The following is a 24,800-nucleotide window of genomic DNA, read 5'->3' as shown; positions in this document are numbered from 1 at the left end:
GACATTAGAAAGGTGGATTTCTGCTTTTTTATTGCCTATTTCTACAATTACATGTATTTTCAAAAAAGAAAGTTATAGATGTGGTCTTGATTAGATAAAGGAAATAGGATGAGCTCTCTTGGTGAATTAATGCAAAGCTATGCTGATCATTATGGTTTTAATGATCTTGAAGGGATTAGAGAGACGGCTATTCCTGGTGTATGGTTTTATCGCAGCAGTAAAGGTAACCAGCGTCAGCCTTTTGTTTATCAATCAGGCATCATAGTGATGGGAAAAGGCCATAAACACATACATATTGGCAATCAGCCTGTCAGTTATGGACCTGATGATTATCTGGTTGTTGGTGTACCTATGCCATTAGAGTGTGAAGCATTTCCTGAAAATGGAGAGCCGCTATTAGGGCTCAGTATTGATGTTGATTCGTCGTTGCTTCATCGCTTAGTTAATGAATTAGAAGAGGCTGATTTTCAGCCAAGTAGACAGTCGCAACAAGATGGTTTTGGTTTAACGTCAGTTAAAATGGCAGACGAGATGCTTGAAAGCTGTAAACGATTAATGATTGCATTGCATTCTGAATTAGATACAAGAATGCTAGGCGAGTCATTACTTGCAGAAATTGTGTATCGAGCACTTACAGGTCCTGAAGGGCACGTTTTATTTAATTTGGCTCATCATGACAGCCAATATGCACGAGTTGCTAAAGCGATGAATAAGATGCATCAATCTTATGCGGATGGATTAACCGTGAAACATTTAGCGGAAGAGGCGAACATGAGTGTTTCTGCCTTTCATTCTGCTTTTCGTAAAGTAACATTTGAATCCCCATTGCAGTATTTAAAAAAAGTACGCTTGAATAAAGCCAAAGAATTAATTCAACTAGAAGGGCGACGAGTAACTGATGCCGCGCATTTAGTTGGATATACCAGTACTTCACAATTTAGTCGCGAGTTTAAGCGTCATTTTAATATGACGCCTAAGGGCAGTATTGCGTAATAATTTTTACCAAAGAATAGAGTAAATTTAGATATATCGGAGCTTTTAATGTCAAACAGTGTATTTATAGCAACAAGTTTAGATGGTTATATTGCTGATAAAAATGGAGGCCTTGATTGGTTACATGCCATTCCAAACCCAGAACAAGATTCGATGGGGTTTGTTGAACATTTTGATCGTATTGATGCGATGGTCATGGGGCGTAACACGCTTGATATGGTATTAAGTTTTGGTGTTGATTGGCCGTATTCCAAACCCGTTTTTGTTCTGAGTAATACCATGACATCAGTACCTGAAGGGTATGAAGATAAAGTCTTTTTAGTTAAGGGTGAGTTAAAAGAAGTTCTTAACGATATTCATGCGAAAGGTTTTAAAGATCTGTATATCGATGGTGGTGTGACGATCCAAAATTTCTTAAAAGAAGATTTGATTGATGAGCTTATTATTACCACTATTCCTGTACTTTTAGGTGGAGGTTCACCATTATTTGGTGATTTAGAGCAGCCGCTAAACTTTAAGTTTGTGAAGAGCGAAACCTTCCTTGGTGCGATTGATCAGAACCATTTTGTGCGTGAGCGTTAGTCATTAAAATTTAGTGCTACGAATAGTAAAAAGCCTACAAGTGAAGTGAGCAGGCTTTTGAATTTTTATAACCAGAAAGACTATTGTTTGTAAGTATGCAAGAAGCGCTCTAGGCGACCAATCGCGGTTTCTAGATCATCAACTCGTGGTAATGTCACGATACGGAAGTGATCAGGCGTTGGCCAGTTAAAGCCTGTGCCTTGAACAAGTAGAACCTTCTCTTTGATTAAGAAATCCAGCACAAACTTCTGATCATCTTTAATCTTGTACATCTTAGGATCAAGTTTAGGGAACAGGTACATCGCGCCTTTTGGTTTCACGCAGCTTACACCTGGGATCTGAGTGATCAAATCATACGCTTTATCACGTTGCTCTAATAAACGGCCACCCGGAAGCAGAAGTTCATTAATGCTTTGGTAACCACCTAGTGCCGTTTGAATTGCATGTTGCATAGGTACGTTTGCACATAAACGCATCGAAGCAAGCATATCTAGGCCTGCGATATAACCTTGAGCGTGATCTTTTGGACCGTTTAAGAACATCCAACCACCACGGAAACCACATACACGATACGCTTTAGATAGGCCGTTGAATGTTACCGTTAAAATATCAGGCGCTAATGTTGCCAATGTAGTATGAACCGCACCGTCATAAAGTACTTTGTCATAAATTTCATCAGCAAAGATGATTAGGTTGTTTTGACGTGCAATTTCGACAACTTGTAATAAGAAATCACGACTGTATACCGCACCGGTTGGGTTATTCGGGTTAATTAACACGATGCCTTTTGTGTTTGGTGTGATTTTCTTTTTAATGTCGTCTAGATCTGGGTACCAATCTGCCCCTTCATCACAGATGTAATGCACAGGTTTACCACCTGAAAGTGACACTGCAGCCGTCCATAATGGGTAATCAGGAGCAGGAACTAGCATTTCATCGCCATTATTTAATAGCGCTTGCATTGCCATTACGATTAGCTCAGATGCGCCATTACCAATGTAAACATCTTCTACATCTAAATCTAATAAACCACGACGTTGATAATGTTGAACCACCGCTTTACGAGCAGAGTAGATACCCTTTGAGTCACAGTAACCTTGCGACGTTGGTAGGTTTTTAATCACATCAACTAGGATTTCATCAGGGGCGTCAAAACCAAATGGGGCGGGATTCCCAATGTTTAATTTAAGAATCTTGTGGCCTTCCTCTTCCATTCTTTTAGCATGTTTAAGAACTGGACCGCGGATGTCGTAGCATACACTGCTAAGTTTTGATGACATTCCAATATTTTGCATGGTGAACCCTGATGAAAAAAATACGTTATAGGTTCAAATTACACTATTTCTATAGGAGTGAGAAACAATTTTTAGAAAATAATCACGCCAAATTTGTGTCTGCAATATTTCCTACTGGGATTGGACGTATTCTCTTTTCTTATGGCTTTTGTGTGTGTTGATTAATATGTGGGCAATAAAGGGGATTTTACATTGTTTTAGATTTACATAAATCAGAAAAATTTGATAAGAGTTTTATTTTTTATACATACAATTGATGTGAATTATTTTTTATTTTCAAACCTTTTGCTAGAATCACTAGTTCATACAAGGAAATAGCAAGCAATTCCGCTTGCGCAATACGGTTGCCATGATGGCTGAAAACGATCAAGAGAGGTTAATTTGCCCACTTTTCAAAATGCCATTGAATCGATTCGTCATCAAATTACGCAGGCAACGTCACGTCATACTATTTGTCTTAAATTAGATTGGTCGATTGGCGATCAACTGATTGATTGGCTAGAAGCTCAATCCGTATTCCCTAAATTTTATTGGCAGTCTCGTAATGGCCAAGAAGAAGTCGCGGTTATCGGGCAAGTTAAGACATTTATAGACCCAAGCGCCGCGCAGAAAGTATTAGCACCAAAGCAGCGTATCTGGGGGGGGCGTTCTTTTGATGGGCGTACTGAGCGTAATCGACGTTGTATGTCGTCTTTTTTCTTTTTACCACAAGTTGAAATCAGCCGTTTAGCCTCATCTTGGCAGATAATGGTTAATCTATCTGACGATAATTCACGTTTGCTATCGACGTTGGATAAACTGGTGGAGCATTTTTCATCACTTTCCGAATTGCATTGTCGCGTAACACAACGAATTAATACACCAGAAAAATCCGATTGGACTAACATGGTCAATAAAGCGTTGACGGCAATTTCAAACAAACAATTTGCGAAAGTAGTGCTTGCGCGTAAAACAACTTTAACACTTGATCAAACTTTATCTTCAGCTCAATTTTTAAAAGCAAGCCGTAAAGCAAACAGCCATAGCTTTCATTTTATGATGGCGCTCGATAACGAACATTGCTTTATCGGCTCTACACCAGAGCGCTTATATGTTCGTAATGGTTATGCCTTAAAAACAGAGGCTTTAGCGGGAACCATTGGTCGTGGTCACGATGAAGAAGAGGATAACCAGCTTGCCTCTTGGCTTATTGCGGATAAGAAAAATCAATATGAAAACCGTCTTGTGGTCGATGATATTATCAATCGCTTATCTAAATTTAGCTTATCAATGACGGTAGCGGAAAGCTCAGAACTAGTGAAGTTACGTAAAGTTCAACACTTGAAGCGTCCAATTTCTGCAGAGATCAACGCTGAGTGTTGTGATTCACAATTATTGGACAATTTACAGCCAACCGCAGCAATTGCTGGCTTGCCCCGCATGTCCGCATTGGATTTCATTATTGATAACGAACCGTTTGCCCGTGGTTGGTACAGTGGTGCCGTTGGTTTTTTAAGCCAACAACGCAGTGAGTTTTGTGTCGCGATTCGTAGCGCATTAGTCATGGGAAATAAATTGCATTTATTCGCAGGGGCAGGGATTGTACCTGGCTCTCAACCGAGCAGTGAATGGGAAGAGTTAGATAAGAAAACCTCAACCCTATGTACCTTATTAGAATCGGATCCTGCCGTGAGCGCAGAGATCAAGGAGTCGCAAGTCGCATGATGCAACCAGAGCAGCAAGTAATGCTAAATCAAGTTTGGGCTGAGTTGATTATTGAAGAGTTAGTTCGAAATGGAGTAAAGCATGTTTGTATTGCTCCAGGATCTCGTTCAACACCATTAACGCTTGCCGCTTCAGAACATCAATATTTATCTATTCATAGGCATTTTGATGAGCGAGGCTTAGGATTTTTAGCTCTGGGCATTGCCAAAGCGTCAAATGAAGCGGTTGCTGTAATTGTTACTTCTGGCACTGCAGTAGCAAACTTATTGCCTGCAGTTGTAGAGTCCGGATTAACCAAAGAGAAGTTAATCCTACTTACGGCAGATCGCCCTGTAGAGTTGATTAATTGCGGTGCAAACCAAGCGATTAATCAGCAGGGAATATTTTCTTCACATGCCTGCCATTCTCTCCAATTGCCATCACCAACTATTAACGTTCCCGCACAATGGCTATTGAGTCGATTGGATCAAGCCTGCTTTATTCAGCAAGAACAAGGTGGCGCTATTCATATTAATTGTCCTTTTCCTGAACCCTTTTATGGCAAGAAAGATAATACATTTGTACGAGAGTATCTTGCGCCAATTCAAGAATGGAAAGAGGCCTTCTCAGCCTATATTCAACAACCTCGTTACTCTTCAATAATGACCGTTTCTCCTCAATGGATGAAAACAGCCCAAAAAAAAGGCATTGTCATCATTGGTAAAGTCTCATTGGAAGAGGCACAAGCCGCTGCGGAATTAGCGAAAGAGTTAGGGTGGCCAGTATTGGCGGATCCACAGTCGGGTTATTACTCAGAGTGGGCGCACTACGATTTATGGTTGCAAAATAGTGGCTGTATAGAGTTACTGTCTGATGTTGAATGCGTACTCCAGTTTGGTGCTCGATTAGTGTCTAAACGTTTAACGGGATGGTTAGATAACTATCAGAACGATTATTATTTGATAGATCCTCACTCAGAATTATTGGATGTAAGCAGTCACTCTCATGTCCGTTACCGTGCCAATATCATGTCATGGTGTCAGGCGCATATTGATAGCTTAGTCGAGCGTGATTGTTATTTTGATCATGCTCCTTCATTGTTATGGAGCGAGTCGTTAAAAGTGGCCTCCCTTAATGCGTTGGCGTTAGCTCGTTCAATGGCATGCAACAGTGAAACCTTATCTGAATTAAGCTTTGCGCTCACGGTAGGCCAAAAGGTCGAATCGTGTGATTGGTTTGTTGGCAATAGTTTAATTGTTCGTTTGTTAGATATGGTTGGCGAGCTTAATCAACAACATACTTATACCAATCGTGGTGCTTCAGGTATTGACGGACTTGTTGCTACAGCAGTAGGGGTTCAAAAAGAAAATCAAAAGCCGTTATTAGCATTAGTTGGCGATACGTCATTACTTTATGATTTGAATTCATTGGCATTATTAAAGCAAGCAACAGCTCCATTTGTTCTTGTTGTGATGAACAATGATGGCGGTGGTATCTTTGATTTATTGCCTGTTGATGAAAAGAAAAAAGATGATTATTACCGTATGCCTCATACATTAGAGTTTAGTCATGCCGCAGCGATGTTTGGTTTAGCCTATCATAGGCCAGAAACACTAAGCTGTGCGGTATCAATGATTAATGAAGGATTAGAGTCTGGGGTGCATTTAGTCGAAATTAACACCCCAGCTGGCCAAGTGGGTGAAGAATTAACGCGGTTGCTCCAAACGATTCAGCATGCCACTTTATTCTAAATTAAGTGTACCCAAAGAAAATACAACTCGCCCTTGTGTGGTCTTTTTACATGGATTATTAGGGACAATAGCTGATTGGGATAAGATCTCACAGGAAGTCACAAATACTTATCCTGCGTTACTAATCGATCTTCCTGGGCATGGTAAGAGCAGCGCAATTCATGTTTTAGAAGACGATGGATTTGAAGAAACTTGCGGCTTGATAGTCGAACAACTTGAAAATAGCCCTTATCAAGAGTTTATTTTTGTGGGTTACTCTTTAGGTGGTCGAATTGCCATGTACCTAAATGCCTGCTTTAAATTACCAGAAAATATTGTTTTACGTGGTTTATGTATTGAAGGGGGTAATTTTGGATTACTTAACGCAGAAGAGAAACACGCTCGACTAAAAAACGATATCGCTTGGGCTGAGCGATTTGAACAACAACCGATTGTTGATGTTTTAGACGATTGGTATCAACAACAGGTGTTTTCTTCACTAAACCCTGAGCAAAGACAAGATTTAGTAGTAAAAAGAAGTGATAATCTTGGTAAGTCAATTGGGATGATGTTGAGAACTACATCATTGGCTAAGCAACCGCATTTGCTTGAAGCCTTACATCTTAGCACCATCCCCATGTTATATATTTGCGGAGAAGCAGATAAAAAATTTCAACACCTGGCTAAGCAAAGTCAATTATCATATCAAATCATTGCTCAGGCGGGACATAACGCTCATGTGGAACAGCCCGAACGCTTTACACATGTACTTAATACATTCTTACAACAATGGAAATAAAACCCATGGCAAGAACTGTTGGCATTTCAGAAGAAGAACTTTACGCTCCAGTAAATTGGACAGATTGCACAGCGCAATACGAAGACATTCAGTACCATAAATCAGCAGATGGCATTGCGAAAATCACTATCGCACGCCCGCAAGTACGTAACGCTTTCCGCCCTGGTACGGTTAAAGAGATGATTGATGCACTAGCAGATGCTCGTTATGACGAGAAAGTGGGTGTTATCATTCTTACCGGTTTAGGCGAAGATGCGTTCTGTTCAGGTGGTGATCAGAAGATCCGTGGCGATTACGGCGGTTACCGTGATGATAGCGGCACACACCACTTAAATGTGTTGGATTTCCAACGTCAGATCCGTACTTGTCCAAAACCAGTTATCGCAGCAGTAGCAGGCTACGCTGTTGGTGGTGGTCACGTTTTACATATGATGTGTGACTTAACCATTGCCGCTGAAAATGCACAATTTGGTCAAACAGGTCCTAAAGTGGGTTCTTTTGATGGTGGATGGGGTGCTTCTTACATGGCTCGTATCGTTGGTCAAAAGAAAGCGCGTGAAATCTGGTTCCTTTGCCGTTTCTACGATGCTCAAGAAGCATTGGATATGGGGCTAGTAAACACGGTTGTTCCTGTTGCTGACTTAGAAAAAGAGACGGTTCGTTGGTGTCGTGAAACATTACAACACAGCCCAATGGCACTACGTTGCCTAAAAGCGGCATTAAATGCAGACTGTGATGGTCAAGCAGGTCTTCAAGAGTTGGCGGGTAACGCAACTATGATGTTCTACATGACAGAAGAAGGTCAAGAAGGTCGCAACGCGTTTAATGAAAAACGTCGTCCTGATTTCGATAAATTCCCTCGTAATCCATAAGCACCTATCACTGATTCAATTAAGTATTAGAGGCTCTTTATGAGTCTCTTTTTTCTTTTTATTGGTTGGAGTAACAAATGAAAACAGCCAAGATATATCAATACCAACTCCCTATGGACAGTGGAGTTATTCTTCGTGAACAACGTCTTCAACAACGAGATGGATTGGTCATTGAATTAAGTGATGGAACACATTGTGGTAAAGGTGAAATTTCTCCTCTTCCTGAGTTTAGCCAAGAGACGTTAGAGCAGGCACGTGAAGATTTATTGTCTTTAACTCAAGCGTGGCTCAATAATGAAGAGCTGGATCTTGATGCTAATTGCCCATCGGTAGCCTTTGGTTTTAGTATGGCACTATTAGAGCTAGAGAATGGTTTACCACAAGAAGGTAACTATCAAGTTGCGCCATTATGCTCAGGTGACCCAGACGATTTAGTCGTTAAGCTGAACGAGATGAGTGGCAAAAAAATTGCGAAAATCAAAGTTGGCTTATATGAACCGATTCGTGATGGCATGGTTGTAAATATGTTCTTAGAGCTTATTCCCGATCTGTCTTTACGCCTTGACGCTAACCGTAATTGGACTCCAAAGAAAGCCGAACAATTTGCTAATTATGTTAATCCAGAATTTCGTTCTCGTATTGAGTTTTTAGAAGAGCCTTGCCATACGCCAGAAGAGAGTTTGGCATTCTCTCAAGCTACAGGCATCGCCATTGCTTGGGATGAAACGGTGCGTGATGATGGCTTTGAAATTACGGTTCAAGACGGCGTAAAAGCGATTGTCATTAAACCAACCATGGTTGGCTCTATTGATAAGTGTCTTTCCCTTGTTGAAAATGCGCATAAGTTAGGTATGCAGGCCGTGATTAGCTCAAGCCTAGAATCTAGCCTTGCTTTAACCCAACTAGCACGATTGGCAGCCTGGAAAACACCAGAGACGATCCCTGGTTTAGATACGATTGATCTGTTTAAAATGCAATTAGACACACCTTGGCCTAATTGTGAGTTACCAATGAATGAGTTATCAGAGCTGACACTTATATGGGAAAATTAATCTCACCGCTTTTTACTACTTGGCCTTGGGCAAAATGGAGTGAAGAGCGAGAAGTGGAAATCGCGCTTCGTGATGGCAACAAAGTGTGGACTTGGGCTGAAGTATCAATTCAAGTGAATCGATACGCCAATGGTCTTATTCAACAAGGCGTCAAACGTGATGATGTAGTTGTTGGGGTCGCAAAAAGTGGTGTTGATCTCATTTGGCTGCAATTAGCCAGTATTCGTATTGGTGCTCGCTTTTCAGCAATTAATCCAAAAACACCGAAAGCTCAACTTCATCAGTTAGTGACGAGTATTTCTGCTCAACATATATGGTTTGGTGAAGGGCAAGAGAGCATTTCAGGCACTTGGCATCATCTGCAATTAATCAACGCTGACTACAGTGTGATTGCTGCGACATGGCAACCAAATAGATTAGCGACCTTGACCTTTACCTCTGGATCAACAGGGTTACCAAAGGCGGTTGCACACAGCATAAATAACCATTTGTACTCAGCTGCTGGCTTACTTAGCACGATGGAGTTTGATAATTGTGATTCGTGGCTATTATCTTTGCCTTTATTCCATGTTTCGGGACTAGCGATTGTATGGCGTTGGTTATTAACGGGCGCAACCATTGTGATGCCAACCGAAGATGGTTTGTTAAATGACTTATGTGGTGTTACTCATGCCTCATTGGTTCCTACTCAGCTGCAGCGAATTTTAGACTGTGGTGATGTCTCTCGTCTGGCGTTAAAACGCGTGTTACTTGGCGGTGCTGTTATACCGACTGAATTAACTGATGCCGCAAGAGAAAATGGCATTGAGTGTTGGTTAGGTTATGGCATGACAGAAATGGCTTCTACGGTAACCGCAAAACTGGCAGATGGAGAGCCGGGTGTGGGTAATGTACTTCATTATCGTGAATTACGTATTGAAAAAGGTGAAGTTCTTGTTCGTGGTGAGTGCTTAGCGCTAGGTTATTATCGTTCATCTGGCATTATGAATATCACTAACGAAGAGGGTTGGTATCAAACTAGCGATCTTGGTTATGTGATGGGCGCAGAGCTGCATATTCAAGGCCGAGCTGACAATATGTTCATTTCCGGCGGCGAGAATATTCATCCAGAAAAGATAGAGCTCGCTTTGCTAACGCATAACGAAATAGAGCAAGCGATTGTTGTTGATGTGGCAGATGACGAATTTGGACAACGTCCTGTTGCCGTTATTAAAATGACACAACCGATTAGCCATGACGAGCTGCATTCTTTCTTAAAAGAGAAGTTAACTCAGTTTGAATGTCCAATTCGCTATGAAACTATGCCTGAACACTTATTTGGAACAGGCCTTAAAATTTCACGTCCACAAGTAAAAGAGTGGGTTAACTCACTGCCAATCACCGCGTAATTGAATTACTTTTTCACGCATTACGCTTGATGTTGCTAGATGTGGTGGTACGGGCTCTCCGGCTACCACTTCTATTTTTGACCAACAGCGGCTTGGTCGTTTTAATATCGCTTTCCCACCATGACGACTAAAGAAACTGCCCCATAAACCACGCAGCGCCATTGGAATTACAGGTACGGGTGAGCGTTTCAGGATGATGTCTATTCCTCGTAAAAATGACCCCACGTCACCATCGTGAGTTAATACCCCTTCTGGGAAAATCAAGACGATTTCACCGTTAGATAACGCCGCTTCAACCTCTAAAAAAGCACGACGAATAGAGCTGCTCTTTGTGGCATTAATGGGAATTACCTTGGTTAAGCGAAAGAAGTATTTAACTAAAGGCAGTTCAGCGTACTCCTCTTCCATAACAAAGCGAATGGGGCGTGGACACGCACCACTTAGAATAAAGGCATCCATATAAGTAATATGATTACAAACCAGTAAAGCGCCACCTTCTTCAGGAAGATGATGTAAGTTTTTATGTTTAACGCGGTATAAAGTGTGAGTTATTATCCACAATAAAAATCGGATCACAAAAACAGGAACTTTACAGAGTAAAAATAAGGCAACAACGCCATTCATAATAGCGAGAAGGGCAAAGAACTGAGGAATAGATAATTCAAGAACAGATAAACACACAATGCCTAAAATGGCACTAGCGACCATAAATAGCGCATTGTAGATGTTATTGGCTGCAATGATTTGGGAGCGGTGTTCTGGCTTTGGTCGTTGTTGGATTAAAGTATACAAAGGAACGATATAAAGTCCGCCACAAATGCCTAAAAATAACAGATTAATAAAAACAGGCAGAAATTCTGGGCTTAAAAGTGTAGCTATAAAGCCAGTGGCGTCAATCGATGAGCTTGGTGTTGAAAGATAAAGATTCATCCCAAATAGAGAGATGCCTAAGCAGCCTAATGGGATAATTCCAATTTCAACTCTGTGTTTAGACAACATATCACAAGCCAGAGAGCCTATTGCAATACCAATAGAAAATAAAGCTAATAATACCGTTACAGTAATGGCATTATCGTTAAGGTGTAGATGACTATAATTTGGGAACTGAGTTAAATAACTTGCGCCTAAAAACCAGAACCAACTGATCCCCATGATAGCTAAAAATACCGAGGGATCTTCTTTGGCAATATTAAGCGTCTGTTTTGTTTGTTGGATAGGCTGCCATTTAAAAACCAAATTAGGAGCAATGGCTTTTGTGTGAGGAATATGGCGGCTTGAAAGATAACCAAGCACGGCAAAAAGAACAACCGCACCCGCTGCAATGTACTCCGCATTATCTTGTGAAGCAATGAAACCTGCACCAATGGTTCCGAATAAAATAGCAAGGAAAGTTCCTGTCTCAACTAAGGCATTACCCGTTACTAACTCTTCTTTTTTTAATTGCTGAGGAAGCAGAGCGTATTTGACCGGACCAAAAAAAGCCGATTGTGTACCCATCAAAAAAAGAAGAATTAATAATAAAGTGTAATCTTTAAGAATAAAGGCCATCGCGCCAAAGAGCATGATCACGATTTCAACAAGTTTTACTTTGCGAATAAAGGCTGATTTTTCATATTTATCAGCCAAAACGCCAGCAGGAGCTGAGAAAAGAAAGAAAGGAAGAATAAATAAACCAGCAGCAAGGTTAATAAATAAATTAGATGAAATAGGCAAGCTATCCACACTGGCAAAGGCAACAAAAAGTAGCAGTGTGTTTTTATAAATGTTGTCGTTAAATGCACCTAAAGATTGAGTTAAAAAGTAAGGCAGAAAACGACGTTGGGTTAATAGCTTGGCTTGCTTTGCCATGAATAATCCTTTAATTACAAAGCTAGTGCTGCTTCCATTGGTTGATATAGTTCAATAGTAGATTATCAATGAGGAGATGACCATCAATAGGTGTTGATGAAAATAACAAATCATCCAGACTTAATAACGTAATACCATGGACACTAGCCCAAATAACACGACTGCTTTTTTCTACGTCAGAGTCGCTTTTATGTGAGTTAATGGTTTTAATTATTTCTTCAAGCACACCCATCATTTGACTAATGCGGTTCTCTTGCCAATCAGGTAAGGCCTCACCATTCATGTTGTGTTGGAACACTAATTTCCAGCGATTAGGATGCCGTTGCGCGAAGTCATAATAGCAATAGGCGATGGCTTTAAGTGCTTCTTCTGGTGTCGTGCTATTGTCCAACCCTTGATTTACTTGCTGCATTAGTTCATCTAACGTTTGAGCGATAGAGCGCAGTAACAACAAATTATAGCTACCAAAAATATTGACCAATGTACTGGGTACATAGCCAATGCTTTTTGCTAGCTTTCTTAAGCTGAGTTCGTGATGACTATGCTCGTTGAGAAATACCTTCACATTATTTAATGCCATATCACGTATTTCTTGATGAGTATGGTCGTTTCTGCGCGCCATATAAGCCTGATTTAAAAAATTGTGAACATTGTTCTTAATTTTAATTGCATCCCATTATTCTTCAAGTAAGAGTTTTGTCAATTAGGGCGCAAAGCACAATGTTGAGAATAAAAGAGGCGTTTTTAACACTCTGAAACACAGTCGTGCGTTTTAATACTCCCAATATGAAGCGATGCAGGCTATTATCAGTTCATATTATTTTAATACAGTAAAGGAACAGGCAATGAAACGTCTTTTATCTATTGCTGCCCTAATGTTTGTTTTTGTACTTTCTGCTCCTCATGCAGAAGCAAAGAAATTTGGTGGTGGTAAATCATTTGGCAAAAGCTTTAAAACAGCACCAGCGCCAAAACAAAAACAACAAAATACCAATACCATTGGTAAACAAGACACAGCAAAAGGCGCATCAAGTAAAAAGGGCCTAATGGGTGGTTTGCTTGGTGGTCTTCTTATGGGCGGTCTTTTAGCATCAATCTTTGCTGGTGGCGGTTTTGAAGGTATTCAGTTCATGGATATCCTTATTATTGCTGGTGTGGCATTTATGCTATTTAAGCTATTCCGTATGTTTATGGCATCAAAGGCAAGCAGCATAAATCAGAGGCAAGGGACGGCATACGCAAGCCCACAAGCGTCGAATAACGAACAGCCAAGCTTCCGTGATAACCAGCAATACTTCCAAGGAGAGCAAGCGCAGCCACAGCCACAAGCAACAGGCGGTTTTGGTGCACCTGCAGCTGATGAGATCCCGCATAACTACCCACCGGGTTTTGATGTGGCAGGATTCATTAATGGTTCACGTGAGCATTACCGTATTCTACAAGGTGCTTGGAACCACAACCAACTAGAAACGATTCAAGAGTACGTATCAATCAGCCTATATAATGATTTAGTACAAGAACGTGCAAATCTAGAAGGTGAGCAACATACAGATGTAATGTTTGTTGATGCTGAAGTCGTTCGTGCTGATCATGATGCAAACCGCGCCCAGCTTAGTTTGCAGTTTTCTGGTCGCTACCGTGATTCGGTTGAAGGTGTTGAAGAAGACATTACTGATATTTGGCACTTGGAGCGTGATCTTACGCAACCAAATGCACCGTGGTTAATTATTGGTATTCAAGCTTAACTGTCTAAATACATAATAATCTGATTAAAAAACATCCTCATAGAGAGTAATCCTATGGGGATTTTTTATAGGTGTGATCTAGCTCTGTTTTAATATTTCAAAGACAGTCTATGCTGAATTCAGTTAATAAATAAGAGAGATATATTATGCCATTCAATAAAGACATCGTTGAAGAAATGAACCTTCTCAAGCAATTCCCACTAGAAAGCACTCAAGCGGGTTTAAAAGTACATTCTGACGCAGCACCCGAAGCCATCGAAGCAATGAAGCGTCTATTCAATAAAGGATTGGTAACACAGAATGATGGTGGTTATTTAACAAACCACGGCATTGAAACAGCAGAGCAAGTACAAAACGTAATTCGCGTCTTATCGTAATCGAATGTTTCTGTAAAAAATTATAGCGTCATTGACTCAAGTTCAGTGATGATTTTAATGGCTTGTTCTGGGGTTGTCCCACATACATTAGGGCAAGCTTTAAATTGATGACATACCTGCGGACGTTGAGCCTTACCAAACAAATCACATAGATTCTCATCGTTTAATTGCACGCAGCGTACTCCAGCAGGCTTTCCATTTGGCATTCCAGGAATAAATGACGTAATACTTGGGGCTATACAGCAAGCACCGCAATATAATCTACAGTCCATAACACTATCTCATTGCATCAATTAAAGGATGCGCAAAATAGCACTCTTCCCCTTTCAGGTCAAAACAACTCAGGATTATCTCTTTACTGATCTGTAAACCACTTGCACTTTTAGCTCAAGATGGGTATAAAACCGCCTCTTCCCATAACGAGTGTAAAGCAATGACAGAGCAATTTTGGCAACAAAAAAAATTAGAAGAAATGACAGAGCAAGAGTGGGAATCTCTTTGTGACGGCTGTGGTAAGTGCTGTTTACACAAGTTAATGGATGAAGATACAGACGAAGTTTACTACACTAACGTGGCATGTAGCTGGTTAAACAGCAAAACGTGTTCATGTAAAGATTACGCTAAGCGTTTTACTTCAGGTGAAAACTGCCTAAAACTAAGCCGTGAAAATATCGCTGAATTTAACTGGTTACCAGTGACGTGTGCATACCGTCTATTGGCTGAAGGAAATACACTTCCTAAGTGGCACCCGTTGCTCACTGGGTCTAAATCAGCAATGCATGCTGCTGGCGAAAGCGTAAGAAACAAGGTTGTTTATGCGATTGATGTGAAAAACTGGGAAGACCACATTACAAACCACCCTCATAGAAGCTAATGACCAATAAACCAAAAACACAAAAGCCTGATCGTAAAACTGCGATGCTAAATATCATTGAATTAGTAAAAGCTGACTTTCCATTTGATGCGCCTGAAGCTCAGATATGCGGTGATACCTGTGTTGGTTGCCCACGTAAATTGATAGAGCTAGTTGAAAGTGAATTATTGTATTGGGAATCTTATATTGAGCGCGGTGAAACGCCCAATTTCTCTGAGATCGACAAGTTCGCTAAACTGTGCAAAAACGTTCGCCGTGGCTTAGTTAGAAATGGAATTTTAGAGCCACTACCAAGGTAACCCAGCGCTAACGAAATTTAAAAATTACCCGCTATTGTTAAATCGATAGCTGGGTAATATCCCACCATAAATATTCTTCTTTTTCTCTTTATTGTTGTTGCATGGAATAGTTGTGTTTCTATGTGTAAACGAATTGTTGTCTGTTTTTAGACATTAGCGCTTGAGGCTCTCTGCTCATCTTAATACAATTTAACAGTACATTATAAAAACACATTATAAAAACCAGTCAGCCAACGATAAGATAATAATTATGAAATTAGAAGCAATTGATTACACTGCTGAGAATGCAGCGGAGCAGTTTGTTAAATCACTGCGTGAAACAGGATTTGGCGTGTTAAAAAATCATCCGATTCAACAAGAGCTTGTACAAAGTATCTACGACAATTGGTATGCATTCTTTAACAGCGAAGAAAAAGAAAACTTCCAGTTTAATGTAGACACTCAAGATGGCTTTTTCCCTGCATCGGTATCAGAAGTCGCAAAAGGGCATACTAAAAAAGACATTAAAGAGTACTATCATTATTACCCAACAGGCCAATGTCCTGCTCAATTGAAAGCTCAAATTCAAGAGTATTACGATAACGCTAATGTACTTGCTAGTGAGTTATTATCTTGGGTTGAAGTACACTCTCCGGAAGATGTTTCTGCACTGTACTCTCAATCACTGTCTAGCATGGTAGAGCAAAGTGATAAGACATTGCTTCGTGTTCTGCATTACCCACCGTTAGAAGGCGATGAGGAGCTTGGTGCTATCCGAGCTGGTGCACATGAAGACATTAACTTATTAACCGTGCTTCCTGCCGCGAATGAGCCGGGTTTACAAGTTAAGACTAAAGAAGGTGATTGGTTAGATGTACCTTGTGATTTTGGTCACCTAATCATTAATATTGGTGATATGTTGCAAGAAGCGTCAGGGGGTTATTACCCATCAACAACGCACCGAGTGATTAACCCAGAAGGTGCAGATAAAACGAAATCTCGTATCTCATTACCGTTGTTTTTACATCCAAAACCTGAAGTTGTATTGTCTGATCGTCATACTGCGAATAGTTACTTAATGGAACGTCTACGCGAGTTAGGTGTGATTTAAAGTAGATCTAAATAGGTAGAGAGCAGTTCTCTACCTATTTTTTGTCAGTAAGAAAAAGAAGATTTATTTACTTTGTATAGCAATGGTTGGAGGAGTAATAGCATCTTTTCTAAATTCCTGCATTACTCGCAATGTAATATCAGTTTCAAATAATTTTTCGAATTTAATATCCACGACATAGGCTTTACAGGTTAATTGTATAGCTAGATAGTTATCGGTTATCGTTTGTTTAACTAGAACTACTACAGGCTTTGGTAAGTGGATATAACGACTTGAAGATGCCGCTTCTTGGATAATATCACGAGCTTTATTAATGTCTTGGTCCATTCCTATATAAAAAGGAATAACAACCTGCATATCAAGTCCGCCATAGTTTCCACTCACCACTACGTCATTTAAAAATTTATTGTTAGGTATCGTAATAATATCATCATTAAGAGTTTGCATTCGTACCGAGCGTAAACCAATGGCAATGATATCCCCATAATGCCCTTCAAACGTTACTCGATCTCCAACTTGGAATGGTCGGTCGATCATGACGGTCAAACCCGCGATAAATGAGGCGGTAAGATCTTTTAATGCAAAACCAACAGAAACTGCGATCGTACCACCGATCAGAGCGAGTACACGCTCATCAACTCTGAAACTGAGCATGAATACGGCAACAGCTGTCGACATATAAATGAAAAATTGAAAGAAGGATTGCAACTTTTGCATTAACATACGACGTTGTGCAAATTGACTACTTACGCCATCAACAATGGACTGAATAAAGCGTAGAAATAGCCATGCGCCTACAATAATAAAGAAGGAGAAAACAACGCCACTCCAACGGATTAAGCTAGTAAATTGTTGTAAATTATCGATAGATTGAGGATCTTCTGCAAATGCAAAACTACCTGAAAATAGAGAGAAACAAAGTATGAATAAACGAATCATATTATTTTACCAATAGATGTTGACGGTGAAGAGCGTTAGTAATATGACGATACCAATGATCTGATATACGTGCTTTTTCATCATTCCACTCAATATAACCACGACTTTGAAAGTAGCGTAACGTACTGATTACTTCAGCAATGCTGAGTCGACTACAATCACAAAGATCGATAGGTGAAGCAACTTCAAGTTGTACAATTGAACGCAGTACAGCAAGCATAGGCTTTGGCATCGTTTCTAGATCATCAGATTGAGGAGCTCGGAATAAGCGAACTAGTACCGTATCTGTTTCTTTATCTCTGTATAAAGAAAGTCTAAAGAAACGTAATGCAACAGTAGGGTTACCATCTGAATAGTCCCACAAGATACGATAGAACCCATTCTTAGCTCGTTCTTCATCAGTTAAGGTATCTTCATCCCATTGTCTTGGGAGAACTAATCCATCAAAAGAAATTGAGCTCTCTCCATTTTTTTCAATGATACGAGAATCTAATAGTTGGCCAATTTGTTTTTCATTCCACTTGGGCATAAAAGTAACAAGATCAAATAATAGCCGCTCCCCACGGGCACGATCGATAAAGCGCCAGCTTGATTTATCAATAGATAAGACAACGCGATGACTTTTTCTTGCACGTCTAAGTAAATTGGTTAGTTTCATTAAATCAACTAATCCATTCACTTTTGGTTTTACTAATCTTTGCGTATTATCAAATGCAATTAGATAGCATTGTTCGCTGTTTCTAAGATGCTGTAGGATATCCTTCTCTGTTGCCCCCTCCTCTAATCCTAATAATTGTGAAAATTCAGGTAATAGTGCCGAGTAGCCATCGTAAGGGCAGTTTATATATAGTGGTATTACGTGTTTTGCTTTATTTAAAATACGATTCAATACGGTTGTTGTACCAATGCCTCGCTCGCCAGATAACACACATACAGCAGGGCTATCTGTTAATAAGTAACGGGATAATGAAACGATTTCTTCTTCCGCATACTCTTCTAGTAATTCAGATGTCTCTGAGCCAGGAGCGATATAATTAAATGCATTCTCTCCCTTTATTCGGACTAGATTTGATTGCTCACGTGAGACTTCAGTTTGTTTTGCTACTTCTATTCTGAAGAGATAGGCGAGTACATGACTAAAGGCGGCATATTGAGAAAGTATAGAAATGACTTGATGCTGAATTGTTCGTCCAAGTAACCATGCCGAACCACAGGCAGTAGCAGGAATAGACATCAATACAGTATTCTTATTTCTTATTGCCCATTGAACTGATAATGGATGCGTTTCTAACTGCTCTATACGGTTAAAAATGGTCTGGTTCCATCGTTTTAGCGTAATGACTGTTAGTAAGACAAAAAATAGATAAACAATAGAGTTAATCCAAGCATAAATAGTCCCTTCACCTAACGTTCTTGATGAAATTTGTAAAACTACGCCAGCAACAATTATACCCCAAACATATCGGCGAATGGTTGATAGTCTTAAAGCGATAGTGTCTTTTTTATTATGTTTACTGTTTCTATAAGCAAATTCCAAAATGAAACTAACAGCAATAGAACCCCCAAGTATCCACCAAGTAAATATCTCTAGAAAGATCAAATGCTGCAAACTCGGAAGTGTTGAAATAATACGTAATGTCGCTGTAATTAATAATAAATACGCGATAGCTTTATGTGCGCGGCTACAATACCAAATAGTACGAACGAATAAGCTAGGGTTTGAGGTACTCTTTAGCTTTGATGCTTTAAAATCATGGATTAGTCGGTCGCTGTTTCGCATCCACCAATTAAAAATAAAGAAAATACCTAATACTTTGAGCAGGACACTGATCACTGGCACTGGCGATATAGCAAGGTCATTAAGTAATTTTTTAAAACTGCGAATTTGATAATAGGTATAGTATTTAATGTTAAGGTTAGCTATTTGCAGTTCGGCATAAAATTGAGTAACCCCACGAGGGCCAAACCCGGTTAATTGATCTCGATTTCTTGTTTCTGTTAGGTGCAGAAGTGATTCTTTACTCGTATTTAAAGAGGTCAATGAACGGTGGTCTTTTTCTACACGAGCCCAGGTGTCATCAGTGGCATTATCTTGATAATTTGATAATGAGTCTTTGAATTCTTGAGCCTGTTTCTTTTGTGCCAGCAAAGTACGAGACATTAGTCTTTTGACTTGTCCGTATTCTTGGTTTGAAAAAAAATGTTGCTCTGGGAGCTGTTTTATATCCGTTGCGATATTTTGAGCAGATTCAGATATAGATACAGAGTTATAAGCATGCACTCCCCATTCAGCCATTAGAGATGGAGAGTAGGATAGGACTAACACTAGAAAAAAACGATTAACGATATTATTCATAGGTAACAAAAGGGTCTCAATAGATAAAATTTATAATGAGTATTTATATGTGGAAATTCGTTGATTGATTAGAAATGTGATCTTTACTGCAATTTATAGTTTTTTTCTAAGAAAACATTAAATATGAATTAAATTACGTATATTTATGTGCATTTCTGGTAATTAATTGCACTGTTTGGTTGGTTTTTTTGTTACAAAAAAATAGTTATCTCTGTGATCAAGGTTTGTATTAAGCGCTCACTCTATAATATCGATAATATTTTGTCTAATTTGTTTTTCTATAATGAAATAAGGAAATTTGTGGAGAGTCAGGGTATGGAATATCGAATTGTTCCAATTAGCAGTGAGCACGATAATGATATCTGCTACATCATAAAAAACGTTGGAGTTGAGTTTGGTGCGGTAGGGGAAGGTTTTGGTCCATCAGACGATGAAGTATTGGAGATGAGTAAATACTATAACCCAGCATTTAAGAGTAAATATCTGATTTTATTGCTTGATGGTAGGGTCGTTGGTGGCTGTGGTTTAGCGGCATTTAATGGCAGTAAAACAGTATGTGAGTTACGTAAATTGTTTTTATTACCGGAGGCTAGAGGAAGGGGGTTTGGTAAAACAATTGCTCAAAAGGTACTCAAGCATGCGGTAAATTTTGGTTATACTCAGTGTTACTTGGATACCTTGTCAAGTATGAAGTCAGCCATTCATCTATATGAAGACTTGGGTTTTAGTCATTTATCAAAGCCACTTGATGGTACCGTTCATAATGGCTGTGATGTGTGGATGATGAAGGATTTAAACAAGTAGATACCAGAAAGTCTCAATATTTAATTATTGAATTGATTATGGAACTATTCGGTTTTCATTATGGCTAAAGTCTAAAATAAATTTCTTGATATTGTTCAAGAGTAATAACCTCAAACCTTGAGCCTTTATATCATCAATTACTTCCTGAGCATAGACAGGAATTTAAGCAATAAGTGCTTATTTTAGATAGAAAAAAAGCTTCATTTATGATCTGATAATAGCTACTAAAGAAAATATCAAAATCAACCATGAAACGACAGAACCCAATTAAAGTTACCAACCAAGGTGAGCATTACTTCGAAATTCCAGATGAGTATATAGCGGAACTTGACTGGCAGGCTGGCGATAGCGCCATTTGGATTCAGAACGAAGATGGAAGCTTTTACTGACTAAAAAAGAAAGTGAGTCATAGTAATGGCTATAGTTATATAAAAATGTAACATAGATTTACGCTGAAATGTGCTAAAAAAAGTAAGGGACCCTTAGTTGCGCGTTAGATAATGAAAAAGAAGCTGACGATTCAGACCTCTTAAATTCGTACACAATATGCAATTGCTTTGAATCGATCACTACAACGAAGTTTATGCTTAATTTCACATTAGCAATGTGTCCAGCGAGTAGCAAAGACGAGGCACTGCGTTTAGACAGCGCCTCTTAGTGATGGTTTAGTTATGAGAAATCATGTCGTTGAAGTATTCAACTTGCTCTTGCATAGAAAGGCTTTCAGTATTTGAGCCTAACGTCCAAATAAAGAAACCGCCGTATCCTTGAGCTTTCTGCCATTTTGCTCGTTCAATATTATTTTCACGAGTTTCAACAAAACGACCATCTGGCCCCCATTGGCTATTGATGGTTGCACCAAGCACAATTTTTGATGGGTCACCTACGTGTTTAGCATAGTTTGCCATAGCAACATCGTACTTGAAGTTTTTACCTGCGTCGTATGTCATTACGTTGAAGAAATCAACACTATCTTTCGTATTTTGAAGTAGTGTTATAACTTCACCATGGTGGCTAGAACGATCGGGTTCGATGAATGAACAGTTTTCAGTAACGCTTGGATTTGCACATTCTACAGGGTCAGCACCTACATGGTAAGTTGTCAAAGAGATAATCTTGCTCTTACTGACTTTGGTGCGAATCAGTTCAATCAACGCTTCTAGGTTACGGTTCTCTTGTTCAGTAAGGCGCGCCGCTTTTTCGTAGTCGAAATCGATGCCATCAAGACTTACATAGCCAGCCAGTTGATACTTGCTGTAATCACACTCGCCAGACCAGTTCGTCGCAAGACATTCTCCAACCATTTCTTCTGGTTTAAGGTTTTTCTTATACACTGGATAAGGCTTGTTCATCATTTCAACAAGACCATTGGCAATCGACTCGCGTGCAGCAGGAGAGGCCATATAAGCCCACATACTTTCATGTGTTTGACCACCAAATGCAACCATCATGGTTTTATTTGGGTGGCTATGTTTTAGCTCTGTCCATGATTGGTAGCCTGGAGCCATCCAAGAGTCGTTGTAACTTGGTTCAATCATTGAATCCGTTACTTGAATGTTTCCGTTCGAGTCCCACTTACCAAAAGACAAGAAGTATGCATCACCTTGAGATTTTTGTAGTTCTTCAATATTAGTCAGTCCCCACGACGTCAAATAAGTAATTGAACGGTCAGGGTTATCACGTAAACCTGTTTCTGGTTTCGCTTCCTGTACTTCAATCGTCGACACTGGGCTTGCTAGCGTGTCACCTTCAGTATTGATGGCAATAGCTTCAATAGTGTGGGTTCCTTCTTGTGCACCAACCCACTCATATTCGTATGGTGCTTTATTGAGTGTGATTAACTCCGTTCCATTTACTTTGAAAGTCACTGACTGAATTGAGCCAACGAAGCTTTCTGCGTCAGCGGCAAGTTTAATGCTACGCCCCTGCGTGAATTTTGAACCATCAACTGGAGATGTCAGTCCGACGACAAGATCTTGATCGGTAATCGCCAATGTAATTGGTGCAGTTGCCGCTGATGCACCTTTGTCGTCATAAGCTGCTGTGACTAATTCATAAGCACCTTCTGCCTGACCTGGAACTGTTAGTTTATATTGATTGCTTGATGTTGGTTGCGTAGCTGTTGCGACAACCTTACCGTTAAGCAGAGCTTCTAGTTTTACGATTTCGCCATCTTCATCAATCGCATTGATAATGACGTCAAAAGGTTTATTCGGAGATAGGCGGTCACCGTTAGAAGGTGTTTCTAAACCAATTTTAGGTAACGCGTTTGGATCACATTCTCCCTCTGATTGCCAAGCGTCTTTCCAAGCATCAGGGTAGCTAGGATGTCCAGTTCCTGGTGCCCATACTGGGTTACCACACCAACCAGATACTGTACATGAGAATATTTCACCAATATTCGAAACGCGATCGCCAACTTGGTAGCTGATCCCATCTTGATAAGGTGCAACATCACCACAGCTGTTGCTCGATTCGGTAACGGTGATTTGTACACTTGTCGTGTTCGTTAGGTTCTGTTCATCGGTGGCAATCGCGCTCAGTGTCACTGAGCCTGCTTGTGATGGTTGCCAATCACAAGCAAATTGATCGGTTTGCTTAGCATCAAATTCACAAATTTGAGCGTTATTGGCTTTGATGACAACAGAGGTTAAGTCATCATCAGAATCGAACGCATCAATAGAGATTGATACTGTTTCTGTTTTATTAAAAATGGCGTCATTTTCTGGTGTAATGAAACGAACTTCTGGTGCTGAGAAATTATGATCAGATTCCACTTCAACCGTAACAGATTGCTGTTTGAGTTGTTGGTTTTTCTCATCAAACACAAGCACGTTGATGGTTGCAGAACCGAGTTCACTTGGTGTCCAAGATTGCGAGTAATCTGTTTTATCTTGCTCGACATTCTGTTCTGCAATTTTACTGCCATCGACCCAGAATTCGATTTTAGACGCGGTTTCTCCAGCAATAGAAATCGTAATATCGGTTACTTCATTGGATACCAATTTTTGTCCATCAACAGGAGAAAGAATTGACAATTCTAATTCTGGCTCTGGTGTTGGCGGTTGTCCACCACCTGAACCATTGAATTTGATGGAATTTTCAAACGATTGGAAATCTGGAAGTTGGCTATTTAGTCCAAAGGTGAAACTGAATGAACCATCATGAGGAAGTGTATTTTTAACCCATACATCGTCATCAAATTTATAAGTGATAGTGTGATAAACACCTTCCGATGTGAATTCATGTTCAATCGTCCAGCTCGGATATGAGAGCGCTGAAGAGACAAAATTCACATCGTTGATAGCATTAGGTAGTAGAAACTCAATGGTAGACCCTTTCATATCAATAGCTTGATTTGAAGTATTTTGAATTTCAACGCTATAAGTGCTCCACCACTGACTTTCATTTGCTGAAGTCTCAATATTTACAGTTTCAGCAATAGCTGCAGCAACAGGGCTTAAACTAAACCCCGCGACAAGAAGCAATGTTGATCCTAATATTTTTTTCATGGAATATCCTTTGTTATTAATCTTGTTTAGGTTATTAGCCGTGCATTAAACAGTAGGTAAGTTACAGTTAATGAATATGCTATTGTGTAGGGCATTTGAATATCTAATAAGTGGCTGATTTTGAAGAATAAAGAAAAAAAGTAAAGTAGAAAGATCTCAACAAAAGACAGTTATGTGAGTTTTATTCAAGAAACGTATTCGTAATTGATTAGGTTTGGTACGTCGAAGCTAACGGCACATTGGGTAGCCTTAAAATTCGGCGGGATAGTTACATAAACATTTAAGGCTTCAAGATGATTTTTCTAATACTTACTTGGTCTTTCTTATATCGTCTAGCTCTTTTTGGACGTAGTTTAGATTATCGTCGACTTCATTTTGGGATAAGTATGATTATTTTTATAGTTATTGGAGTTTGTTTGTTAGTAACAAACATTACAAACAAATAAGGGGGCTTAATGCGACATAGTTAGCTCCTGCAAGGCGTTAGCTGCGGGTTGCATTGTCATCACACTTTCAGTGAACGCCTATTTCGAGGTTGTCCTCAATACTTGTCTATGCACTT

21 protein-coding genes are annotated in these 24,800 nt (G+C 39.7%); 14 read left to right on the top strand and 7 right to left on the bottom strand.

Annotated features, from left to right (window positions below; all coding sequences use genetic code 11):
* The first annotated feature begins 108 nt into the window (after positions 1 to 108).
* Both F8B77_RS10700 and F8B77_RS10695 read left to right on the top strand, forming a co-directional pair.
* The gene (locus F8B77_RS10700; protein ID WP_151655335.1) at positions 109 to 993 is read left to right on the top strand and encodes an AraC family transcriptional regulator; all 885 of its coding nucleotides are present in this window, start codon (positions 109 to 111) and stop codon (positions 991 to 993) included.
* 48 nt (positions 994 to 1,041) lie between these two features.
* Entirely contained in the window at positions 1,042 to 1,575 is a 534-nt protein-coding gene (locus F8B77_RS10695) for a dihydrofolate reductase family protein (RefSeq protein WP_151655334.1), read from the top strand.
* 80 nt (positions 1,576 to 1,655) lie between these two features.
* On the opposite strand, the gene F8B77_RS10690 is transcribed toward F8B77_RS10695, so the two are convergent.
* On the bottom strand, positions 1,656 to 2,870 hold the full coding sequence (locus F8B77_RS10690; RefSeq protein ID WP_130045469.1) for a pyridoxal phosphate-dependent aminotransferase: 1,215 nt from the start codon (positions 2,868 to 2,870) through the stop codon (positions 1,656 to 1,658).
* A 381-nt stretch (positions 2,871 to 3,251) separates the two neighbouring features.
* Here F8B77_RS10690 and F8B77_RS10685 point away from each other — a divergent pair, with 381 nt between their 5' ends.
* The 6 genes from F8B77_RS10685 to menE all read left to right on the top strand — a co-directional run bounded on the left by F8B77_RS10685 (position 3,252) and on the right by menE (position 10,394).
* Positions 3,252 to 4,574: an isochorismate synthase gene (locus tag F8B77_RS10685; RefSeq protein ID WP_151655333.1), complete on the top strand. Its 1,323-nt coding sequence runs from the start codon at positions 3,252 to 3,254 to the stop codon at positions 4,572 to 4,574.
* Positions 4,571 to 6,304 (top strand): 2-succinyl-5-enolpyruvyl-6-hydroxy-3-cyclohexene-1-carboxylic-acid synthase, encoded by a 1,734-nt coding sequence (menD, locus tag F8B77_RS10680; protein WP_151655332.1) that lies wholly within the window; start codon positions 4,571 to 4,573, stop codon positions 6,302 to 6,304. The genes F8B77_RS10685 and menD overlap by 4 nt, the downstream gene beginning before the upstream one ends.
* Complete coding sequence (gene menH, locus F8B77_RS10675; protein WP_151655331.1) at positions 6,288 to 7,082, top strand: 2-succinyl-6-hydroxy-2,4-cyclohexadiene-1-carboxylate synthase; 795 nt, start codon at positions 6,288 to 6,290, stop codon at positions 7,080 to 7,082. Before menD ends, menH begins: the two co-directional genes overlap by 17 nt.
* Before the next feature lie 5 nt (positions 7,083 to 7,087).
* The gene (gene menB, locus F8B77_RS10670) at positions 7,088 to 7,954 is read left to right on the top strand and encodes a 1,4-dihydroxy-2-naphthoyl-CoA synthase (protein ID WP_012533733.1); all 867 of its coding nucleotides are present in this window, start codon (positions 7,088 to 7,090) and stop codon (positions 7,952 to 7,954) included.
* 77 nt (positions 7,955 to 8,031) lie between these two features.
* On the top strand, positions 8,032 to 9,006 hold the full coding sequence (gene menC, locus F8B77_RS10665) for an o-succinylbenzoate synthase (protein WP_151655330.1): 975 nt from the start codon (positions 8,032 to 8,034) through the stop codon (positions 9,004 to 9,006).
* Positions 8,994 to 10,394: an o-succinylbenzoate--CoA ligase gene (gene menE, locus F8B77_RS10660; RefSeq protein ID WP_151655329.1), complete on the top strand. Its 1,401-nt coding sequence runs from the start codon at positions 8,994 to 8,996 to the stop codon at positions 10,392 to 10,394. Before menC ends, menE begins: the two co-directional genes overlap by 13 nt.
* Here the strand turns inward: menE and F8B77_RS10655 are convergent.
* The gene (locus F8B77_RS10655; protein ID WP_151655328.1) at positions 10,374 to 12,242 is read right to left on the bottom strand and encodes an MFS transporter; all 1,869 of its coding nucleotides are present in this window, start codon (positions 12,240 to 12,242) and stop codon (positions 10,374 to 10,376) included. The two genes, menE and F8B77_RS10655, sit on opposite strands and share 21 nt — an antisense overlap.
* 22 nt (positions 12,243 to 12,264) lie before the next feature.
* On the bottom strand, positions 12,265 to 12,864 hold the full coding sequence (locus F8B77_RS10650) for a TetR/AcrR family transcriptional regulator (RefSeq protein WP_151655327.1): 600 nt from the start codon (positions 12,862 to 12,864) through the stop codon (positions 12,265 to 12,267).
* Between the two features lie 223 nt (positions 12,865 to 13,087).
* On the opposite strand from F8B77_RS10650, the gene F8B77_RS10645 reads away from it, so the two are divergent.
* Together F8B77_RS10645 and F8B77_RS10640 are read left to right on the top strand one after the other, a co-directional pair.
* Positions 13,088 to 13,987, top strand: a complete 900-nt coding sequence (locus F8B77_RS10645; RefSeq protein ID WP_151655326.1) for a Tim44 domain-containing protein — start codon at positions 13,088 to 13,090, stop codon at positions 13,985 to 13,987.
* Between the two features lie 146 nt (positions 13,988 to 14,133).
* Positions 14,134 to 14,364, top strand: coding sequence for a TIGR02647 family protein (locus F8B77_RS10640; protein WP_151655325.1), 231 nt, complete (start codon positions 14,134 to 14,136; stop codon positions 14,362 to 14,364).
* Between the two features lie 20 nt (positions 14,365 to 14,384).
* On the opposite strand, the gene F8B77_RS10635 is transcribed toward F8B77_RS10640, so the two are convergent.
* Complete coding sequence (locus F8B77_RS10635) at positions 14,385 to 14,636, bottom strand: YkgJ family cysteine cluster protein (protein ID WP_151655324.1); 252 nt, start codon at positions 14,634 to 14,636, stop codon at positions 14,385 to 14,387.
* A 161-nt stretch (positions 14,637 to 14,797) separates the two neighbouring features.
* Between F8B77_RS10635 and F8B77_RS10630 the strand changes: the two genes are divergently transcribed.
* From F8B77_RS10630 to F8B77_RS10620, 3 genes are all read left to right on the top strand, one after another.
* Complete coding sequence (locus F8B77_RS10630) at positions 14,798 to 15,238, top strand: YcgN family cysteine cluster protein (protein ID WP_151655323.1); 441 nt, start codon at positions 14,798 to 14,800, stop codon at positions 15,236 to 15,238.
* Positions 15,238 to 15,537: a hypothetical protein gene (locus F8B77_RS10625; RefSeq protein ID WP_151655322.1), complete on the top strand. Its 300-nt coding sequence runs from the start codon at positions 15,238 to 15,240 to the stop codon at positions 15,535 to 15,537. The genes F8B77_RS10630 and F8B77_RS10625 overlap by 1 nt, the downstream gene beginning before the upstream one ends.
* Positions 15,538 to 15,787: 250 nt before the next feature.
* A complete protein-coding gene (locus tag F8B77_RS10620; RefSeq protein ID WP_151655321.1) occupies positions 15,788 to 16,627 on the top strand; it encodes an isopenicillin N synthase family dioxygenase in 840 nt (279 codons plus the stop codon).
* 63 nt (positions 16,628 to 16,690) lie between these two features.
* On the opposite strand, the gene F8B77_RS10615 is transcribed toward F8B77_RS10620, so the two are convergent.
* Positions 16,691 to 17,566, bottom strand: a complete 876-nt coding sequence (locus F8B77_RS10615; protein WP_151655320.1) for a mechanosensitive ion channel family protein — start codon at positions 17,564 to 17,566, stop codon at positions 16,691 to 16,693.
* 1 nt (position 17,567) lies between these two features.
* Positions 17,568 to 19,922 (bottom strand): AAA family ATPase, encoded by a 2,355-nt coding sequence (locus F8B77_RS10610; protein ID WP_151655319.1) that lies wholly within the window; start codon positions 19,920 to 19,922, stop codon positions 17,568 to 17,570.
* Between the two features lie 315 nt (positions 19,923 to 20,237).
* Here F8B77_RS10610 and F8B77_RS10605 point away from each other — a divergent pair, with 315 nt between their 5' ends.
* Positions 20,238 to 20,726, top strand: a complete 489-nt coding sequence (locus F8B77_RS10605; RefSeq protein WP_130086122.1) for a GNAT family N-acetyltransferase — start codon at positions 20,238 to 20,240, stop codon at positions 20,724 to 20,726.
* 665 nt (positions 20,727 to 21,391) lie between these two features.
* Here F8B77_RS10605 and F8B77_RS10600 read toward each other — a convergent pair.
* Positions 21,392 to 24,238, bottom strand: a complete 2,847-nt coding sequence (locus tag F8B77_RS10600) for an Ig-like domain-containing protein (RefSeq protein WP_151655318.1) — start codon at positions 24,236 to 24,238, stop codon at positions 21,392 to 21,394.
* Positions 24,239 to 24,800: the final 562 nt, after the last annotated feature.

Origin of the sequence: Aliivibrio finisterrensis, assembly GCF_008933155.1 — a bacterium.
Classification (GTDB): Bacteria; Pseudomonadota; Gammaproteobacteria; order Enterobacterales; family Vibrionaceae; genus Aliivibrio; species Aliivibrio finisterrensis.
Note: the sequence above shows the minus strand (reverse complement) of the source record. Positions and strands in the feature narration are given on the sequence as shown.

Excerpts from the sequence above, each read along its gene's own strand:
- F8B77_RS10700 (WP_151655335.1), top strand. The coding sequence starts at position 109 with ATGAGCTCTCTTGGTGAATTAATGCAAAGCTATGCTGATCATTATGGT.
- F8B77_RS10695 (WP_151655334.1), top strand. The coding sequence starts at position 1,042 with ATGTCAAACAGTGTATTTATAGCAACAAGTTTAGATGGTTATATTGCT.
- F8B77_RS10690 (WP_130045469.1), bottom strand. The coding sequence starts at position 2,870 with ATGCAAAATATTGGAATGTCATCAAAACTTAGCAGTGTATGCTACGAC.
- menD (WP_151655332.1), top strand. The coding sequence starts at position 4,571 with ATGATGCAACCAGAGCAGCAAGTAATGCTAAATCAAGTTTGGGCTGAG.
- menH (WP_151655331.1), top strand. The coding sequence starts at position 6,288 with ATGCCACTTTATTCTAAATTAAGTGTACCCAAAGAAAATACAACTCGC.
- menB (WP_012533733.1), top strand. The coding sequence starts at position 7,088 with ATGGCAAGAACTGTTGGCATTTCAGAAGAAGAACTTTACGCTCCAGTA.
- menC (WP_151655330.1), top strand. The coding sequence starts at position 8,032 with ATGAAAACAGCCAAGATATATCAATACCAACTCCCTATGGACAGTGGA.
- menE (WP_151655329.1), top strand. The coding sequence starts at position 8,994 with ATGGGAAAATTAATCTCACCGCTTTTTACTACTTGGCCTTGGGCAAAA.
- F8B77_RS10655 (WP_151655328.1), bottom strand. The coding sequence starts at position 12,242 with ATGGCAAAGCAAGCCAAGCTATTAACCCAACGTCGTTTTCTGCCTTAC.
- F8B77_RS10650 (WP_151655327.1), bottom strand. The coding sequence starts at position 12,864 with ATGGCGCGCAGAAACGACCATACTCATCAAGAAATACGTGATATGGCA.
- F8B77_RS10645 (WP_151655326.1), top strand. The coding sequence starts at position 13,088 with ATGAAACGTCTTTTATCTATTGCTGCCCTAATGTTTGTTTTTGTACTT.
- F8B77_RS10640 (WP_151655325.1), top strand. The coding sequence starts at position 14,134 with ATGCCATTCAATAAAGACATCGTTGAAGAAATGAACCTTCTCAAGCAA.
- F8B77_RS10635 (WP_151655324.1), bottom strand. The coding sequence starts at position 14,636 with ATGGACTGTAGATTATATTGCGGTGCTTGCTGTATAGCCCCAAGTATT.
- F8B77_RS10630 (WP_151655323.1), top strand. The coding sequence starts at position 14,798 with ATGACAGAGCAATTTTGGCAACAAAAAAAATTAGAAGAAATGACAGAG.
- F8B77_RS10625 (WP_151655322.1), top strand. The coding sequence starts at position 15,238 with ATGACCAATAAACCAAAAACACAAAAGCCTGATCGTAAAACTGCGATG.
- F8B77_RS10620 (WP_151655321.1), top strand. The coding sequence starts at position 15,788 with ATGAAATTAGAAGCAATTGATTACACTGCTGAGAATGCAGCGGAGCAG.
- F8B77_RS10615 (WP_151655320.1), bottom strand. The coding sequence starts at position 17,566 with ATGATTCGTTTATTCATACTTTGTTTCTCTCTATTTTCAGGTAGTTTT.
- F8B77_RS10610 (WP_151655319.1), bottom strand. The coding sequence starts at position 19,922 with ATGAATAATATCGTTAATCGTTTTTTTCTAGTGTTAGTCCTATCCTAC.
- F8B77_RS10605 (WP_130086122.1), top strand. The coding sequence starts at position 20,238 with ATGGAATATCGAATTGTTCCAATTAGCAGTGAGCACGATAATGATATC.
- F8B77_RS10600 (WP_151655318.1), bottom strand. The coding sequence starts at position 24,238 with ATGAAAAAAATATTAGGATCAACATTGCTTCTTGTCGCGGGGTTTAGT.